Source organism: Pseudomonas cannabina (genome assembly GCF_900100365.1).
GTDB classification, from domain to species: Bacteria; Pseudomonadota; Gammaproteobacteria; order Pseudomonadales; family Pseudomonadaceae; genus Aquipseudomonas; species Aquipseudomonas cannabina.
Genome location: NZ_FNKU01000001.1, coordinates 4893150 through 4909753 on the forward strand (window position 1 = coordinate 4893150; position 16604 = coordinate 4909753).

The 16604-nt window shown below is 54.6% G+C and carries 17 protein-coding genes, 1 tRNA gene and 2 pseudogenes; 7 read left to right on the forward strand and 13 right to left on the reverse strand.

Features of this window, described 5'->3' with window-relative positions; genetic code table 11:
- Positions 1-9 precede the first annotated feature (9 nt).
- From BLT55_RS23155 to BLT55_RS23185, 6 genes and pseudogenes are all read right to left on the reverse strand, one after another.
- Positions 10-682 (reverse strand): annotated as a pseudogene (locus BLT55_RS23155) (HAD family hydrolase).
- A gap of 313 nt (positions 683-995) precedes the next feature.
- Positions 996-1499 carry a DUF6630 family protein gene (locus BLT55_RS23160; RefSeq protein WP_310886902.1) on the reverse strand — a complete coding sequence of 168 codons (504 nt, stop codon included), beginning with the start codon at positions 1497-1499 and terminating at the stop codon, positions 996-998.
- A 78-nt stretch (positions 1500-1577) separates the two neighbouring features.
- Complete coding sequence (locus BLT55_RS23165) at positions 1578-1943, reverse strand: histone-like nucleoid-structuring protein, MvaT/MvaU family (RefSeq protein ID WP_007248273.1); 366 nt, start codon at positions 1941-1943, stop codon at positions 1578-1580.
- Between the two features lie 287 nt (positions 1944-2230).
- Entirely contained in the window at positions 2231-2995 is a 765-nt protein-coding gene (locus tag BLT55_RS23170) for a hypothetical protein (RefSeq protein WP_054999862.1), read from the reverse strand.
- Between the two features lie 482 nt (positions 2996-3477).
- On the reverse strand, positions 3478-3684 hold the full coding sequence (gene yidD / locus BLT55_RS23180; protein WP_074800967.1) for a membrane protein insertion efficiency factor YidD: 207 nt from the start codon (positions 3682-3684) through the stop codon (positions 3478-3480).
- Entirely contained in the window at positions 3681-3923 is a 243-nt protein-coding gene (locus BLT55_RS23185) for a hypothetical protein (protein ID WP_007248277.1), read from the reverse strand. Before BLT55_RS23185 ends, yidD begins: the two co-directional genes overlap by 4 nt.
- A gap of 209 nt (positions 3924-4132) precedes the next feature.
- Between BLT55_RS23185 and BLT55_RS23190 the strand changes: the two genes are divergently transcribed.
- Positions 4133-4498: a hypothetical protein gene (locus BLT55_RS23190; RefSeq protein ID WP_054999860.1), complete on the forward strand. Its 366-nt coding sequence runs from the start codon at positions 4133-4135 to the stop codon at positions 4496-4498.
- A gap of 1736 nt (positions 4499-6234) precedes the next feature.
- On the opposite strand, the gene BLT55_RS23200 is transcribed toward BLT55_RS23190, so the two are convergent.
- The 5 genes from BLT55_RS23200 to BLT55_RS23220 all read right to left on the reverse strand — a co-directional run bounded on the left by BLT55_RS23200 (position 6235) and on the right by BLT55_RS23220 (position 9856).
- On the reverse strand, positions 6235-7338 hold the full coding sequence (locus tag BLT55_RS23200; RefSeq protein ID WP_074800621.1) for an IS5-like element ISPsy19 family transposase: 1104 nt from the start codon (positions 7336-7338) through the stop codon (positions 6235-6237).
- 208 nt (positions 7339-7546) lie between these two features.
- Positions 7547-8524, reverse strand: a complete 978-nt coding sequence (locus BLT55_RS23205; RefSeq protein ID WP_007247761.1) for an IS5 family transposase — start codon at positions 8522-8524, stop codon at positions 7547-7549.
- 141 nt (positions 8525-8665) lie between these two features.
- Complete coding sequence (locus BLT55_RS23210) at positions 8666-9067, reverse strand: hypothetical protein (RefSeq protein WP_055000707.1); 402 nt, start codon at positions 9065-9067, stop codon at positions 8666-8668.
- A gap of 2 nt (positions 9068-9069) precedes the next feature.
- Positions 9070-9474, reverse strand: coding sequence for a hypothetical protein (locus BLT55_RS23215; protein ID WP_055000708.1), 405 nt, complete (start codon positions 9472-9474; stop codon positions 9070-9072).
- Between the two features lie 73 nt (positions 9475-9547).
- A complete protein-coding gene (locus BLT55_RS23220) occupies positions 9548-9856 on the reverse strand; it encodes a hypothetical protein (protein ID WP_139206432.1) in 309 nt (102 codons plus the stop codon).
- A 69-nt stretch (positions 9857-9925) separates the two neighbouring features.
- Between BLT55_RS23220 and BLT55_RS23225 the strand changes: the two genes are divergently transcribed.
- The 6 genes and pseudogenes from BLT55_RS23225 to BLT55_RS23250 all read left to right on the forward strand — a co-directional run bounded on the left by BLT55_RS23225 (position 9926) and on the right by BLT55_RS23250 (position 13193).
- The gene (locus BLT55_RS23225; protein ID WP_445941187.1) at positions 9926-10183 is read left to right on the forward strand and encodes a helix-turn-helix domain-containing protein; all 258 of its coding nucleotides are present in this window, start codon (positions 9926-9928) and stop codon (positions 10181-10183) included.
- Between the two features lie 156 nt (positions 10184-10339).
- Positions 10340-10416 (forward strand) — tRNA-Arg (locus tag BLT55_RS23230).
- Positions 10417-10524: 108 nt separating this feature from the next.
- Positions 10525-11577, forward strand: a pseudogene (locus BLT55_RS23235) (DUF927 domain-containing protein); the annotation flags it as partial.
- A gap of 92 nt (positions 11578-11669) precedes the next feature.
- Positions 11670-12560: a coiled-coil domain-containing protein gene (locus BLT55_RS23240; RefSeq protein WP_055000710.1), complete on the forward strand. Its 891-nt coding sequence runs from the start codon at positions 11670-11672 to the stop codon at positions 12558-12560.
- Between the two features lie 16 nt (positions 12561-12576).
- Positions 12577-12765 (forward strand): hypothetical protein, encoded by a 189-nt coding sequence (locus tag BLT55_RS23245; RefSeq protein ID WP_055000711.1) that lies wholly within the window; start codon positions 12577-12579, stop codon positions 12763-12765.
- A gap of 62 nt (positions 12766-12827) precedes the next feature.
- Positions 12828-13193: a histone-like nucleoid-structuring protein, MvaT/MvaU family gene (locus tag BLT55_RS23250; RefSeq protein ID WP_055000712.1), complete on the forward strand. Its 366-nt coding sequence runs from the start codon at positions 12828-12830 to the stop codon at positions 13191-13193.
- Positions 13194-13319: 126 nt separating this feature from the next.
- Here the strand turns inward: BLT55_RS23250 and BLT55_RS23255 are convergent, their stop codons facing one another.
- Positions 13320-14744: an IS1182-like element ISPsy6 family transposase gene (locus BLT55_RS23255; protein ID WP_055001182.1), complete on the reverse strand. Its 1425-nt coding sequence runs from the start codon at positions 14742-14744 to the stop codon at positions 13320-13322.
- Between the two features lie 124 nt (positions 14745-14868).
- On the reverse strand, positions 14869-16275 hold the full coding sequence (glnA, locus tag BLT55_RS23260; RefSeq protein WP_007252775.1) for a type I glutamate--ammonia ligase: 1407 nt from the start codon (positions 16273-16275) through the stop codon (positions 14869-14871).
- Positions 16276-16604: the final 329 nt, after the last annotated feature.

The window sequence follows — 16604 nt, forward strand, 5'->3', positions numbered from 1 at the left end:
AGCCGATCTTCAAGGGCGTGAAGCAATCTCGTCCAGATGATTCAGCAAATCCAGCGGATCTTCATAAACCCTCAACGCACCCGCCCGCTCCAGCTCGCCGATGTCATAGCCGCCCGAGAGCAGACCGACGCCGGTGGCCTTGCAGCGCCGGGCCGCGAGCATGTCCCAGATCGCATCGCCGATCACCAGGCACTCTTCAATCGGTGCGCTAATTTTCTGCGCAGCCGCCAGGAACAGATCCGGATCAGGCTTGCCGTAGCTCACGTCATCGCGCGTAACGATGTTGATCTCATCGATATTCAGTTTCAGCGCCTTCAGATTGATCGTCGCCGTATCAATTCCGCCACTGGTCGCGATGCACCACTTGAGGTTCTCTTTATCGAGCGTCTCAAGCAATTCAATGGCGCCCGGTAGCGCAATGATCTGTCCCTGAAGCCGCTCGTAAGCCTGCGCATGTTTCTCGCTGAGCCGCTCGGCTTGCTCTTCGGTAATGCTCAAGCCGGTCTCGCGCGACAACGACTTCAACATCAGCCCGCCGCTCATGCCGATCTTGCGGTGGATGCGCCACATCGCCAGCGGGATGTTCTCCGCATCCAGTGCTTCTTTCCAGGCGGCGACGTTCTGGTAAACGCTGTCAGTCAGCGTGCCGTCGAGGTCGAAAAAAAAAGGTTTGAGGTCTCATAGGGTTACTCTTTTTGAATACGGATTGACCCGTTGGCAAGGTCCGGAGCCTTGTGGACGACACCTGCACGTCGGTATCGGAATGCAGCGATCACGGGTGACGCGAGGGCTGAACCGGGCTTCAAATACGGCGTTGCCAGAGGTAAGGAAAAGGGTTGGTTTTTCAGCTCACAGGCCTTCGAGTGCCTAGTGGGGTGGGGGTTCGATCTTTTGGGTGAGTGGGCAGATCGAGGAGTAGGCAATCTTGACTATCCAAAACTTGTCAAAGCAGTGCCCGCATTGATTGCGGTTTGATCACCAGCCCAGTCTACGTATCAGAATGTCTCTAGCCTCACCTCTATGCCGGCATCTCTGGCCATCGCGATCATGTGATCGACGCAATCGGCATCGGCAATGAAGCCCACATATTCGTCACCATCCGTATTTAGGTGCACATAGCGTTTACCAAAACGGGTCAGCCAGTCATCAAACCTGACCAGCAACTGCGCGACTGTGAGTCCGTCGGCTTGTTCGTAGATATACAGCTCTTGAATCCCTGCGGCCTTGGTGAAGTAGGGCGCCATATATTCAAAACTGTCGAAGCCCTTCCAGTCGACGGCGAGCAGTACGAGTTGCTCGAACGATTGACCCTTGTCCGTATCCAGTAAACCTTCGGTAAGCGCGCTGGCGGGGTCGGCGCCTTGGCTGTAATAACGCATGACTCGCCTGACCAGGCGCGCATGTTCTTTTTCAGGTATGCGCGCCAAGAGATTTTGAGTGAATGCCTTTAGCCCTGCTTTGTAAGGATAGAGCTCACGCATAATTGCAGCATCGCTCAATGACGGCTCGTCAGGCGGGGGCTGAGTGAAGCGGCCACCGAACAATCTGTCCAACATTCCCATTACGCAGAGCTAGCCTTACTTCTTCAACCACCCCTCAACAACATCAGCCCCATGCTCCGCCTTCCATTCCTTCAGGCCTTTGTGATTTCCACCTTTGGTTTCGATCACTTCACCGGTCTTCGGATGTTTATACACCTTCAGTTCGCGTGGTTTGCGAGTGCCCGCAGGTTTTTCCGAGGTTTGGTGGCGGGACGAGGATTGCGGGTCCAGCAGATTGACGATGTGCCTCAGGCTGAAGCCATACTGTTCAAGCAGCTTGCGCAGCTTCGTTTCGAACTCGATTTCTTTCTTCAGTCCCTTGTCGCCTTTCATTGTTTCCAAAGCCTGGAGCTGCTCGGCAAGGTGCTTTTCCAGCTGACGGAATTCTGCGAGTTTGGACATGGTGTTTCCCTTATAGATAGGTGCACGTAGTTATTGAGAGAGATGGCACCTGATACAAGTTCAGCCTATCTTCCGAAGGGGCGGTTGGATTCCAATATGCACCACGGCTGGTTTAATCGCTTTGCCATCAAAGCTTGCATCTGACTGATTTTGATTAAAGGCGCGTTAGGGAGACGCTGATTTATTCTAAAACCCAGCTGTTGCCCCCAGATAAATCAAGGCCTCCAGAGCGTTGCAGGGACGAAAAATCGAATAAATCAGCGCCTCCTTAGGGACAATGACGAGCGCTATCTCTTCGCCAACGACCGCGCCAACACAGCCGTCACCACGACAGCCGACAAAACGGCAGTCGTGATAGACAGAAGCGCGCCCCATTGCAGCAAGGAATACCTGAGGGTCAGGTAAAAACTCACTACCCCGACAGCGCCAATGGCATTGCCCCGGATTATTGCCACCAACTCATAACGCCCGCCCTGAACGTGGACGAACACCGCAAGCGGCCATGCGATCACCGGGATCGGCGCCAGCAGCCCACTGACCACAGGCCCGAGCCAGGTAGCACTTGCGGTAATCGTCAGCAGCAGAAGAGTGGCCGTCAACATCCGCATCGGAATGACCCAGCGCGGCAGCGCAACGTAAGGCGCTGCGTCCGGCGGCGTCTGTTTCGAGGTGGCAAGGACGATCAACCCAACCATCAGCAGCGTGAACATGATCGACAGCGCCAGTGATCCCGACAGGTTCATCAAAAAGGCCGTTGCGCCATACAGCACCAATGCCAGGACGCATCCCGCTACCGCTGAAACGCGGCGAGTGACCAGGAAGTAAAACAGATAAGTCGCCTGAATCGCCGCCAGCCCAGCCAATGCCCCGGGCACCGCCATCGACGCAAATACGGTGCCCTGCTCAAGGCTGAGAAACAGCATGACCAGCGCCGAGGTCATCGGCAAACCAGAAAGAAGCCCCGCCACGCCGGTGCCCCAGCGCCTGGCCGCCAACGAAATAGCCAACATGAGCGCGGGGGTGATGAGTAACTTGAGGTAGAAAGCAGTCATGCAGAAAACTTCACATCTGGAGGTGGGCTGGATGCTAAACGTTTTAGCGGTTGGCAACGATGCGCGGCCGGATTCTGCGATGTTATTTGAGCGGCCATGGACGTATGGCTTGGTCGACACTGCCAGTGTTTGATGTTGTGGGCATTATCTAGCGGTTGGATTACGTTGTGGGGATTTCGCGATTTGGCTTTTCGGTCGCACGAGCGAGAAAATGCCCAGCTTTGCGCGCGCAAAATAGTGAACACTCTCAGACGCCGGGCAATACTCTTCGATTTGGCCAAGGAGCAGGATGTCACGCACTTCTATGAGGTTTACCAGGTTTTGCATCGTGACCGCGCAGCTGCGGCCACTCGATTGCGAACCGATTCAGAGACTAGAGAGCTTATCTTGTCCCTTACGGCTAGTGCCGACGATTAATGCTCACGATTTCCCTGCGGCAAGCTCTCCTGTCGTGACATGGAGCGTGACCCCAGTCAGGTAGCTCATGGAAGGTCCTTGCCGCCATTTGGGTATCGGCATCTGCAGATACGTCCGGCAGCTTTAAGGCAGCCGGTTATAACGCCATACATTTCAATGGTCTGGATTGCGTAGTTTGAGCAGGTCGGTTCGAACCGGCATGCATCTCGCAATCGGGCTGGTGCAACTCGCTGATACCAGCGAATTGCAGCGATGGCACAATTCTTGATCACCGCGGCTTGCGCAACGAAATGACATAGTAGTGGCTCAATACATCTTTCTTACCCAGCAATGCATCGAGGCATCCTGCCTTGACCGAGACACCAATAGTATCGATTCGATAAAACTCCCAGCCATCCTCCGCATGAGAGTTCACTACGTTCTGTAGATAGGCTGCTGCTTCGTTGCCGCGATGTTCCTTTGCTCGAACCTCAATGTTCGGTGGTACCTGAACCATTTTGTAGATATACATCCTTGATACCCTGTAAATGCTTGCATTCCCTTGAACACAAATCGCGGTTGCTTTATAGCTTGCTCTGTGGCGTTTGAGAAGCCTCGCCAGAAATCTGGCTTTCTCATAAAAATCCGCACGGTTTGACAAGCCGAAATCAAAGCCGTGATCAGTGATGCATCACAGATAAAATGGCGAGTGAGCCTTGGTGAATAAATTTAGGAGAAACGATGCTTTTTAGAACAGACGAAGAGATGATTGCCGAGAAGTATTTTCGCTCTTCCCAAGACGTTGGCTCATTGTTCGGAATCAGTGCAGGCCTTAGCTGTCTGCAGTTTAATGACCCGCGCCCATTCGCGATGATCGTTACGGCACTATTTTTCCTGTGGGGCTATTTATCCGGAACCTCTTACCGACGTATTGCTAAAGCGTACCTGAAACAGTATCCAGGCCTATTAGGTGGCATTCGGTTTGCTGTGACCAAATTGCCTCTTGTAGCGCTCTGCCTGTCGTTCCTATCCTTGATCATGATGGGATTCCTGACTGCTGAGCGCATTTCGTCATGGGGGCATTACTTGCCGCCACCACCTTTTTGACCGCTCGTGTTCAGACATCGCAGAAGAGGGAAGCAGCATTTCAACCACTCCGGCCACCGCGGAGCATGGCAACCTCATGGCAAAAACGACTTCAGGGCTAGGAGATATTTCTGGCAGTAGCGCCAACCCTCATGAGCACAAGGCCAGGCGTCGTTTGAACTAGAGGCTGTGATGCCCGGTTTATAAGGATGCGGCAGGTAGTATTTTGGTTAGGGAGGCGCTGATTTATTCGATTTTTCGTCCCTGCAACGCTCTGGAGGCCTTGATTTATCTGGGGGCAACAGCTGGGTTTTAGAATAAATCAGCGTCTCCTTAGGCATACATGTGGGCATACAAGGTGCATCGCGCTGCTGCCTTTGACGTTCTTTGAAAGGCTCGATTGTTAGTCAACGTGACGCACGGTTGTGGGCTCGTCCTGGTGATTCTCTAGCACGGCATATCCACCTCTCTTCGTAACAAGAGAAATGAGCTGCGAGGATTCGCCTCCATCAATGGAAATGCGAACCTCCAGACTCTGATCCTCGAACGAACGAAGCTCTTCTATCAACTGTGCGACGGTTTTGCCGCGACCGATCCATTCTGGGGTCATAAATATTCCAACTGAAGGTATGCGCTGCTGAGGGTATCAGCTGTTGAGCGAAGGTTTACCGGGTCTCGCAGGATTAAGCCGAACCGGGCATTCACGATTAGATTCTGGGGGTTACTCATATCAGATACCGGGTGTGTTGTAGAAAAGACGCTCGGGACCCTGAGGATATCCTGAGGACACGGGGGCGGAGCCCGCGTGGGTTTGGTAGCTGCTGATCGGTTGACGTTGGTTGACCGTTGACGGGTTGACAGTAGCAGATCAGTAGCTGGAGGAATGAACATCTGTGTTCACCATCCGATTGGGTGAGTTCACCGGGTTCACCAGTTCACTAAGCTGTGAAAACGTCCGCTACTCAAGACGCGCGGGTTCCCTGCCCCGTATGCAGTAGAAGTCCTCAGGGTCCCCGGCTTCTGCCGGGCTTCACTCGCTGATGGAGCTCAGTTCGTGGGGGAGGCGGGGCAAGACTTGTCAAATTCTGTGTAACTGGTGTTGCAGGTGTAGCAGGCATGCGTAACTTGTTGAAATAAAAGAATAAAACTTTCGTAACACCAGCTGTAGGACTTTAGTTTATGTGATGTAACAACGCGGAACTGTGTAACGTCGCCTTTGTATATGTCGTTTGGGCAACCTTGTACGATGCCCACTGTATGCTAGAAGCAGCATTTTTGAGTATAGAAGTTAGGGGTGCTTCAAGGGCATGTTAGAGATCGATGCTGACTTGCATTTGGAGAATCGCAGCGACGGCGTCGTACATTAAGCACGACTTGACTCGATCTGGGGCCAGTCTACGCAGGGATGCAGGTCGCTGCCGAGTTAAGGCCGGTGGGCATCGTCGTTTTAGCGTGCAGACTGATGCGTGTTGCCTTGTCGATGTCACTGGCCTTCGTCCGCCTTGCCAGAGGTGCCGAGGTAGGGTTGTCAAAGGCGGCAGTGATGCTGGTGTAGAGAATGGGAAAAGTCATACGTTCAGGATGGGGATGGTCAATTGACTATGGCTTTTAATCGAGTTTAAAGAATAATCCCGTTAGGGAGGCGCTGATTTATTCGATTTTTCGTCCCTGCAACGCTCTGGAGGCCTTGATTTATCTGGGGGCAACAGCTGGGTTTTAGAATAAATCAGCGTCTCCCTAAGAGGGTGTAGACAAAATCATGTAGTGAGTCGGCGCGCGAGTATTCGAGCCTCGGCCAACCAAACCCATGCCTCGCTTACCGCAAAAAGGCGATCATGATGCATGATCAGTCGCCGAGCTCTCTCATTCCAGGCATGAGTTCGCTCCACTACCCATCGCTTGGGCATGACCACAAATCCAGTCTGAACAGGCTCCACGGAAAATAGATCGCCTTGTTCAGAGTGCCATTGCCCTGTTCTTCTGTTATTCGGGCCACGGATCACTTGAACATCGATAGCGTGCAGTTGATGGGTGCGCTGTGCCCATTTTCCTGCGTACGCACTATCAACAAAAAGCGTGCTCAGTGACGGATATTTTTCCTTCGAGTACGCCACCGCATCATCCGCCGCGTCACGATCCTGCACGCTTGCAGCACTGATACTGACAGCCAGCAGCAGGCCCAATGTATCGACAATCAGACTTCGTTTACGCCCCTTCACTTTTTTGCCTGCGTCGTAGCCGCTGTCACCGCCTTGAGGAGAACTGCGGGTCGACTGTGAATCCAGGATCGCTGCTGACGGGCTGTCAGCGCGTTCTTCCCGCTCACGCCATTGAGCTCGCAAGCGATCATGCATTTGCTCGAACTTGCCTTGAGCGCTCCACCGGCGGAACGTTTTGTAGACATTGTCCCAATGAGGAAAATCGCGGGGTAGCATTCGCCATGAGCACCCCGTGCGTACGACATAGCAACAGGCTTCCAGCAACGTGCGCCGAGAGTGAAGCGGTGGCACTCCTCGTCCGCCCTGGCTTTCAAACAGGTCGGCGACCAGTGCCCACTCGGTATCTGTCAAGCAACTCGGATATAGCTGCTCCGGCAGTTGGCGGCGGTGGGTTTCATTGTAGCCATAGGCTTTATTAGGTTCAGGTGACTGAAAACTTCCCTTGGCCCGCTGCTTTACACGCGTAATCCCTGCCATTTTCAACGCTTTTGCAAAGGTGCCGGGATGCGCAGTGATACCGGTTTCGGCGAAGAATACGAGCGCCAATTCGGCCTGGCTGGAATAGGGCTGTGCATGAGCGAGTTTCACCAGCACGGGATAGTGCTCGGCGGCAATCGAGCGAGGACGTCCGGTTTTAGGCATGGCTTGAGGGCTATTCAGACAAGGGAGTGAAAGTTTAATTTATTTTGTCTACACCCTCTTAGGGAGACGCTGAACAATTAACCCGTTCGCACCGTCCCCATTTCCAAGCCGGTTTTTTTTCAACCTGCCGGCCTTATTTTACGTTTCTCGAGCAGATTTCTGCCCTCATTTTGCTGAAAGGCGGGCCAGTCCCGCCTTTCAGACGGATTTATCCTGCCGTCTGTTGTAAATACCGCTTGGCCAGCATCAGATTGGCCAACCCAAACAAACTGAACAACTGCGCTGTATTCTTTTCCAGCCCACGGTAGCGAACCTTGCGATGATTGAAGCGCACCTTGATTACCTGGAAGGGGTGCTCGACCTTGGCACGCAGTTGCGCCTTGGCATATTCAATTTTGCGCTTGACCCGATACAGCACGCTGCCTTCGCCGTGCTGCTTGTAACTGCTTGGCCGTTCTGCAATCGACCAGATAACGTCCCGTTCAGCATGCTCCGGTCGCTTGGCCGCACCGGTGTATCCAGCGTCACCCGAAACATAGGTTTCGTCACCGTGAAGCAACTGGCCAACCTGGGTGACATCCGCCACGTTAGCGGCCGTCCCTACTACGCTGTGCACCAGCCCCGACGTGGCGTCTACACCAATGTGGGCCTTCATCCCAAAGTGCCATTGATTGCCTTTCCTGGCCTGATGCATCTCAGGATCACGCTTGCCTTCTCGGTTCTTGACCGAGGGCGGCGCGGCGATCAGAGTAGCGTCGACGATAGTGCCTTCCTTGAGCAGCAGCCCCCGGCTGGCCAGATGCTGGTTAATCGTTTCAAACAGCAGCCGGGTTAGCTGATGGACTTCCAGCAAGCGGCGAAAACGCAGCAAGGTGGTGGCATCCGGTGCAGACTCGCGACCCAGGTCGATACCCATAAAACCGCGGATGGCCTGGCTGTCGTAGACGGCATCTTCGCAACCTTCATCGGAGAAACCGAAACACTGCTGCACGACGTACATGCGCAACATGCGCGACACCCCTATCGCAGGGCGTCCGCGCTTGCCTGCGGTGTTGCTATAAAACGGCGCCACTTGCGCCTCCAGCAGGGCCCAGGGCACCAACTGTTCAAGGTCAGCCAGGAAGCGATCTCGGCGAGTCTGCTTTTTCTTGCCGGTATATTCGAGTTCGGAGAAGGTCTTCTGCACGCGCGTAACGCTCACGGAGAGGGAGGCTGTTGAAGGAACTTAGTGTGCCAAGGGTGGGGACAGTTGGCTATTTTTGCAGCGCCTCCTTAGGCGAAGATATCCCCAGCGCAGGCGTATCGAGCGCATTCGCCGCTATGCTCGCTAAGCGCCAGACTTGGTGCAATGGCCGCCACGAACAAAATTCTTCACGTCGTTGTAGACCCCAGGCAACGTGCTCCGCGACTCCAGGTAGGTCACCTCTGTTCGCGTGCTGGAGACGCCTTTACCCTTGACCACCGCAATCACGAAAGGTCCTCCACCCAAAGGCCGGGGGACTCCCCAAGAGATACTGAATTCGTTCTTCTCCGGATAGTAAAAGGAGCGGGTCACGGAGAGGTCCTCACAAGTCGTACCAGGCTCAAGTGAGTTGGTCAGTCGGTAGTAGACATCGCCGACTTTTTGATCAACCACAAAGACCTGGCGTCTCCCCTCTGTTTCGACGTCAGATTGGCTGGTTGCACAACCCAGGATAAAAAGCGGAAAGAATAGCGCCAGAATTTTCATGATCAGTTGGCAACTACTTTGGTGGTCATTACGCAGTTCATCGGCGCTTTTTCCCAAGGGTTATCCGACTCGCAAAACGACATCGGGCTCATGGGAGTACCATTCACCGACCAAGAGTTTGAGGGCGTTCGCTCGCGAACATCTTGAGGCTCAATCAGTCCCGAACAGATTTTCTCGGACGAGAGAGCAGTGCCCTTTCCGCCGAATGACGGGCGAGTGTAAAGCTTAGCATCGTAAATTCTGACCACTTCAATGACCGCACATGCGCTGTCTTTTTTCGATCCGGTGTTCATGAACTCGCAATGAGCTTCACCATTCATCTTGGTACTGCAATCTGCTTTCACCTCTGCGAAAGCGACAGATGAAAGCATCATGGTGGATGCGGCCAAAGCTAAAACTTTAAACATTCAGAAATCCCTTTTTTGGAATGGAGTGCCGCTATTTGTCTGGCTGTCAGGGCCAGCTAACTAGCGAGAACTGTTAACGGACGGTGCTGCAATCGTCAGGGCTCAAGCCCCTTGATTGACGGTCTGCGTTTTCACGGACGCCAGCCATGAAGATTGGAAGGTACGTTTTTTGATCTGCCGAGCCAGGTTTGAAACGCCTGTCCATCCAGGAGCCAACTTGGCTCGCCTCACCGGTCACGCTGAGTCCGCAGCCAGCGGCACAGCCCAGCATCACGGCATAGGTAGTTAGTTTGTTTATGTCGGCATCTGAAGCTGCTTGGGCAGAGTTGATGCTGAGTGCTGTGAGAAATGCGAATGCAAGACTCTGGGACTGCGGGCTCATGAAACGGTCCTTGTCACGGGTAAACAGATCGAAAAGCAAAATGCTAATCACAGTCTGTAGAATCCTAGTATGCATGCAGACAAATTTGCAAGCATGCCTATCAAACCAAATGACTGCCCCCTCGTAGCCGTGTTCGCCGCCAACGTCCGTCGCAGACGCCTTGAGCTTGACCTTTCCCAAGAAGAGCTGGCAGAACGTGCAGGTGTCCATCGCACCTACGTGGGGATGCTAGAAAGGAGCGAGAAAAATTGCACTATCTACAACATCGAACGGATCGCCAAAGCGCTTAACGTCGATCCAGACCTCCTTTTGAGAAAGCTTTCCTAGCATCTGCGCGCTTCCTGGCTTGCATCGTCGAAGTCGTCTGAGTAACGTAGTGAGACATTCACTACCCCCACCAATGTGTGACACTGCCCCGAATCTGCCCCTAACCTCGTGCAACTGGACGCCCGCCAACCAGATGAGTATCATGGCGCCCGCATTGCACCAGTAGCTCAGCTGGATAGAGTACTGCCCTCCGAAGGCAGGGGTCGTGGGTTCGAATCCCGCCTGGTGCACCATATATTGCAGCCTGGATGTGTCTTGAGTTTTGGACAGTCCAGGAAATGCCCGAAGCCCGCCTTGTGCGGGCTTTTTTTGTTTTTGGCTTTAGGCGATTCCTAAACGTATCGAACTCCATCGCCGCCGCGCATTACGACAGCCTTCTAGTGCTGGATGAAAACGGCATGTGCGATCCGCGCATCATCGGCGAAACGGTATACATGCTTGGCAACGGCACCGGCAAGGCACGGGCTAATGATCGAGGCCAGGCAGGTCGGCAGGTACAAGAGTGGCGTTTGCTATTCCTCTCCACCGGCGAGAAGACGCTGGCCCAGCACATGGCCGAAGCGAACAAGGAACTGAAAGCAGGCATGGAAGTACGCATGCTGGCCGTTCCAGCCGATGCCAGCAAAGGCCTCGGTATGTTCGATACGTTGAGCGGTTTTGAAGATGCGGCAGCACTGTCCGACGCACTCAAAGCACGAGTTGCGAAATATTACGGCACACCGCTCACCGCCTTTCTCACGGCCCTGTGCGAACCCGACAAACGCCATGCTTGGTCCGCCATTCTGCGCCGCACGCTGGAAGGCTTTATCGCCCAATCGTTACCCGCGTCGGCCAGCGGACAAGCTCACCGTGCCGCCGCTCGCTTTGGCCTCGCCGCCGCAGCGGGTGAGCTGGCCACCGCGATGGGGATAACAGGCTGGCCCGATGGCACCGCCACCACCGCTGCTCGGGTGTGCCTCAACGCATGGATGAACGAACGTGGCGGCGTCGGTAACTTCGAGGGTGACGCAATCGTGTCGCGACTGCGCCAGGTCATCGAGCGCTTCGGCGAGAGCCGATTTACCCGCTGGGAATCGGCAGCGGCAAAGATTGACGAACACGGTCCGCGCACCATCGACAGGCTGGGCTTTCGCAAGACGATGGAACACGGCTTGGGCGACTCCCTGCACACCACTAACACCTACTACGTACTCCCCGAGTCCTGGCGCTCGAAGATCTTCCGGGGCATGAACATCAATGCGGTGAACAAAGAGCTGCTGCAGCGCGGGGTCATCGCGCTGGGGAACGACGGCAAGGCATCGAGTCTGGTGCGCTTGCCCGGGCTAGGCACGCAACACTGCTACATCGTGAAGACGATTCCTGGATTGGCTGAAAGTGAGGCTCGGGCCGCCTGAGTGCGTGCTTGCTGATCGAGGTAGCGCCGGCTGATTCCCGGCCTCGCCAGCCACTCAACCAACCCCAATCGAATTGAACAGAGACCAGACACATGAACGAGATCCAAGAACTGAAAGACCGCCGCGATCAACTGCTGAAAGAGGCTGATCAACTGCATACCCAGCTGCTGCCGTTTGAAGCCGCGCTGGAAAATGAGCAGTCCATTGGGCCTGCCCAGGAACGCGAACTGCGCGATAAGTACAACGAGCTGAAAACGCGTTTCGATGCGCGCAAGCATGAAGCTGACCTGTTTGATCGGAAGATCAATCGCCGCGAGACCCTCATCAACAGCCAGTCCCTGATGGCGGGTTACATCGAGGCCATGAACACCTGGAGAGCCGATGAGCAGGAGCTGAATGAAAAACGTCAGAGCCTCAGCATCCGTCTGGAACAGATCAAACAACAAGCGGTAGAGGACATGGCCAAAGCCCGGCAGGCCGAAACGAACGCCGCGACTGCGTATGCACAGGCCGTCGCATGGGGCGACACCGAAGGCGAAAAGACCGCCAACGCCGATGCGCAAAAAGCCGCAAAAAACCTGGCAACCGCTGCCGAACATGATCGTCGACAAGGCCTGATCATATCCGCACTGGAGCAGGAGCTGCTCACCGTAGATCGATACATCGCCGAAGCGCAGGAAAAGCACAAGGGCATAGAACGCGACGCACTGTGGCTCTCTCAGACGGTCCTTGAAGAGAAATGGAACGAGGCCGCTAGGGCATTGTTTGAAGTGGGGGGAAGGCTCTGGGCGAATTACAACCTGCTCGGACTTGATCAGGTGAGCCTGTTGAAACTGGCGGTTCCGCAGGAAGGCGAAACCGTCGGGAACTGGACGTGGCATGAATTATCCGACCGCGCGCGCAACTACGGCGCGCAGGATCTGCTTCAGCTCGACGACACCCCAGCACGTCAACAGGTTGAACAGACGAGCCACCTGGCCTAACGACAGAGTAATGACAATGACCAAGCGACCCCAGAACGCCGCAAGTTGGTCTGACACGATCAAGGCCCGGAAAGCTCATTTGGAGACACTGTTGAAAACCATCAACGCGGCTCCGGCCAGAACTATTCAGATCCAAGCGCTGACCATCAAGGCAATCAAAGCGGAACTGGTCCACATTGAAAGCCAACTGACACGCCGGAAATAGGCTGAATGCGAACGACGCATTCGATCTGAATAACCACACGCAATCAAAAACAGGGAAAAATAATGTCCAAACTTGCAGAGTACCGCCAGTTGGAAAAACACCTCGCCGAGCAGCTCCAGGCGTTGGAATCGATGAAGGGCAATGAAGGGCTCAAGAAAGAAATCGAGTTCGAAACGAAGCTGCGCAAGCTGCTCGAGCAGTACGGTTTCAGCCTGCAGCACATCATCAATCTGCTGGACCCACCGACTCCGGTACGCCGCTCGGGCTCCGAAAAACCGACAGGCACACGCAAACCACGCGACCTGAAAGTTTACAAAAACCCGAATACAGGTGAAGTGATCGAGACCAAAGGCGGGAATCACAAGGCATTGAAAGCCTGGAAAGCAGAATACGGCGCAGACGTCGTCGAGGGGTGGCTGAGGAAGTAAAGTTGCATCCGCTGAGAAGGGCCCAGCACAGACTGTGTGAAAACACACTGATGAAGGCCCAAGCAAACGCCCCGACTTGTTCGGGGCGTTTTTTTTGTATTGGCAGCAGACGAAAAAAATGTCCGCTCAGCCCATCAAAGCCATCAGATGGCGCACACCGAGCACTTTAATCGCTCGTTTCAGGTTATAGGCATTCACCGCCAAGGCCATTTCAGCTTTTGTACCCTCCAGTTGTCGCAGCAAGAAACGGCCATTACCAAATAGCCATTGCTTGAGGTTGCCGAAGGGGTGCTCAACGATGGATCTTCGGTTGGCCATCATCTCAGGATGCGCCTGCATTCTTTGCTCCATCCGCTCGAAAGCCTCTTCATGGGCATGTCGTGAGACATAACGGCGCCGGGCTCGAGTGCATTGCGTTTTCAGCGCGCAGTTGGCGCAGTCATCGACCTCAGCCTGATAGATCCGATCACCTTTGTTGTGCTGTTTTAGCGTTAACCATTTGCCTGCCGGACACTGGAAACGATCGTGTCCGGTCTCATAGATAAAGTCTTTTCGCTCAAAGAGCTGCTCTTCCTGACTGCCAGGGTTTTTCGAACGATTGGGCGGTACATAGGCCGTAATCGAAGCATCCTCGCAGGCCTGAAACTGCTTGCCATTGGAGTAGCCGGCATCGGCAGTGACCGTCAGATCATCTTGCTGTAACTCTGCTTTGGCGGCCTTGGCCATCGGCTCCAGTTGCTTTCGGTCATCGCCATCTTGGGTGACCTCATGATGCAAAATCAGGCAATGCTCGGCGTCCACGACGGTTTGCACGTTGTAGGCCACACGTGGCCCTTTGGCCGTGCGCATCATTCGGGCATCGCTTTCATGGGTGTTGAACTGCTCGATGCCCATCGAACGCATCAGTGCCTGGCAACTCTGATTATCCTGTTGTCGAGCCTCAAGCTGTGCCAGGGCTACCTTGATTGCGCTGCGATCAATTGAATCTGTGGTTTCAGCCTTGTCGGCCTCATCCAGCTCGGCCAGATACTGAGCGATGCGCTTATCCAGTTTTTCTTCCTGGCGCTTGAGCTGCTTCAAATTCACATGACGCCGTGAGGATGCGACCGCCTGAAACTTGCTGCCGTCGATGGCCACCAACTCACCGGCGATCAAGCCTGCCGTGCGACAAAACCGAACGAAAGCACGGCAGGTCGCGATGAAGGCGGGTTTATTGTTCTTGCGAAAATCGGCGATGGTCTTGAAGTCGGGCTTGAGCCGGTTGATCAGCCACATCACTTCGATGTTGCGCTGACACTCGGCTTCAAGACGTCGCGATGAGCGAATCCGCTGAAAATAGCCGTAGAGGTAGAGTTTTAGCTGATCGGCGGGATCATAAGCAGGGCGCCCCGTGCTTTTTGGAATCGCTTTATCGAAGCCCAGTTGCACCAGATCGAGCCTGGCAACGTACAGGTCAATGACACGAACGAGGTGATCCTCGGGGATCAACTCTTCCAGCGAGACCGGGAATAGGCTGGTCTGGCTGCGGGACTCACCTTGGATGTAGGCCATAACGAAAAATGCTCTGTATCTTTCGATACGGAGCATTTTCTTTGAGCGCTGCGCAGATTGCTAGGTTTTCACACAGTCTGCGAAGGAGGCCTGTTGTCACGCCATCAACGATGGCGCGGCTGGATCAGCAGCTGTAGTACAGCTCGTATTCCAGTGGGTGCACGAAAGTGCGAACGCGGATTTCTTCTTCGCTTTTCAGTGCGATGTAAGCGTCGATGAAGTCGTCGCTGAACACGCCGCCTTTGGTCAGGAACGCACGGCCCTTGTCCAGTTCTTCCAGCGCTTCTTTCAGGCTGCCGCAAACTTGTGGAATCTCTTTGGCCTCTTCAGGCGGCAGGTCATACAGGTTTTTGTCAGCTGCGTCGCCAGGGTGGATCTTGTTCTGGATGCCGTCCAGGCCAGCCATCAACAGGGCAGCGAACGCCAGATACGGGTTGGCTGATGGATCCGGGAAACGTGCTTCGATACGACGGCCGCGTGGGCTGTTGACGTAAGGAATACGGATCGATGCGGAGCGGTTACGTGCCGAGTAGGCCAGCATGACCGGGGCTTCGAAACCTGGAACCAGACGCTTGTATGAGTTGGTCGAAGGGTTGGTGAAACCGTTCAGTGCCTTGCCGTGCTTGATGATGCCGCCGATGAAGTACAGCGCGAGGTCGGACAGACCGGCGTAGCCTTCACCTGCGAAAGTGTTCTTGCCATCTTTGGCGATGGACATGTGCACGTGCATACCCGAACCGTTGTCACCGTACAGTGGCTTCGGCATGAAGGTAGCGGTACGGCCGTAAGCATCGGCAACGTTGTGTACGCAGTACTTCAGGGTCTGAACTTCGTCAGCCTTCTTGACCAGCGTGTTGAATTTCACGCCGATTTCGTTCTGGCCAGCGGTCGCCACTTCGTGGTGGTGAACTTCAACGGTCTGGCCCATTTCTTCCAGAGCGTTGCACATGGCGGTACGGATTTCGTGGTCGTGGTCAAACGGCGGAACCGGGAAGTAACCACCTTTGATGCCTGGGCGGTGGCCTTTGTTGCCGCCTTCCACGTCCTGATCGGACATCCACGAACCTTGTTCAGAGTAGATCTTGAACATCGAACCGGAGATGTCGGATTTAAATTTCACTTCGTCGAAGATGAAGAACTCTGGCTCCGGGCCTGCGAATACGGTGTCACCGATACCGGTGGACTTCAGGTATTCCTCGGCGCGACGAGCGATAGCGCGTGGGTCACGATCGTAACCTTGCATGGTCGACGGTTCGATGATGTCGCACACCAGGATAAGGGTTGGCTCTTCGGTGAACGGATCCAGAACAGCGGTTTCGTCGTCCGGCAGCAGGATCATGTCGGAGGCTTCGATGCCTTTCCAGCCAGAAATGGAGGAACCGTCGAACATCTTGCCGACTTCGAAGAAGTCGTCTTCCAGCGCATCGCGAGCTGGCATGGTCACGTGGTGCTGCGTACCTTTAGTGTCCGTGAAGCGCAGATCAATCCACTTAACGTCATGATCTTTGATGAGTTGAACCGACTTCGACATGGTGTCCTCCGGGTGGCTAGAGACCGCCTTGATATAGGTGTGGTCCCTTGAATTTGGGTGATGCCGGCGCGAATATTCTGCCAAGGCAACCTGCCTCACAAGGGAGCAATTTGCATGCCAGTGCCCCGTGTTGGGTTTTTTGCCTCAAGCGCAGGTTTTCAGGGGGCGAAAACGCACCGCGCGGGAAAAACACGCACCTTTATGGCGCTTCAATTTGGTGCGCCGACTCTTTTTGGTGCGTCGTTGATTGCGTGTACGATAACTGGTTAAACCTTGAGCAATTTCCGCTATAATCCGCGCCCCCCTTTTTTGGTCGGCACCTCACGCTC

Excerpts from the sequence above, each read along its gene's own strand:
- BLT55_RS23165 (WP_007248273.1), bottom strand. The coding sequence starts at position 1,943 with ATGTCCAAACTCGCAGAATTCCGTCAGCTGGAAAAGCACCTTGCCGAG.
- BLT55_RS23170 (WP_054999862.1), bottom strand. The coding sequence starts at position 2,995 with ATGACTGCTTTCTACCTCAAGTTACTCATCACCCCCGCGCTCATGTTG.
- BLT55_RS23185 (WP_007248277.1), bottom strand. The coding sequence starts at position 3,923 with ATGTATATCTACAAAATGGTTCAGGTACCACCGAACATTGAGGTTCGA.
- BLT55_RS23190 (WP_054999860.1), top strand. The coding sequence starts at position 4,133 with ATGCTTTTTAGAACAGACGAAGAGATGATTGCCGAGAAGTATTTTCGC.
- BLT55_RS23200 (WP_074800621.1), bottom strand. The coding sequence starts at position 7,338 with ATGCCTAAAACCGGACGTCCTCGCTCGATTGCCGCCGAGCACTATCCC.
- BLT55_RS23210 (WP_055000707.1), bottom strand. The coding sequence starts at position 9,067 with ATGAAAATTCTGGCGCTATTCTTTCCGCTTTTTATCCTGGGTTGTGCA.
- BLT55_RS23215 (WP_055000708.1), bottom strand. The coding sequence starts at position 9,474 with ATGTTTAAAGTTTTAGCTTTGGCCGCATCCACCATGATGCTTTCATCT.
- BLT55_RS23220 (WP_139206432.1), bottom strand. The coding sequence starts at position 9,856 with ATGAGCCCGCAGTCCCAGAGTCTTGCATTCGCATTTCTCACAGCACTC.
- BLT55_RS23225 (WP_445941187.1), top strand. The coding sequence starts at position 9,926 with ATGCATGCAGACAAATTTGCAAGCATGCCTATCAAACCAAATGACTGC.
- BLT55_RS23240 (WP_055000710.1), top strand. The coding sequence starts at position 11,670 with ATGAACGAGATCCAAGAACTGAAAGACCGCCGCGATCAACTGCTGAAA.
- BLT55_RS23245 (WP_055000711.1), top strand. The coding sequence starts at position 12,577 with ATGACCAAGCGACCCCAGAACGCCGCAAGTTGGTCTGACACGATCAAG.
- BLT55_RS23250 (WP_055000712.1), top strand. The coding sequence starts at position 12,828 with ATGTCCAAACTTGCAGAGTACCGCCAGTTGGAAAAACACCTCGCCGAG.
- BLT55_RS23255 (WP_055001182.1), bottom strand. The coding sequence starts at position 14,744 with ATGGCCTACATCCAAGGTGAGTCCCGCAGCCAGACCAGCCTATTCCCG.
- glnA (WP_007252775.1), bottom strand. The coding sequence starts at position 16,275 with ATGTCGAAGTCGGTTCAACTCATCAAAGATCATGACGTTAAGTGGATT.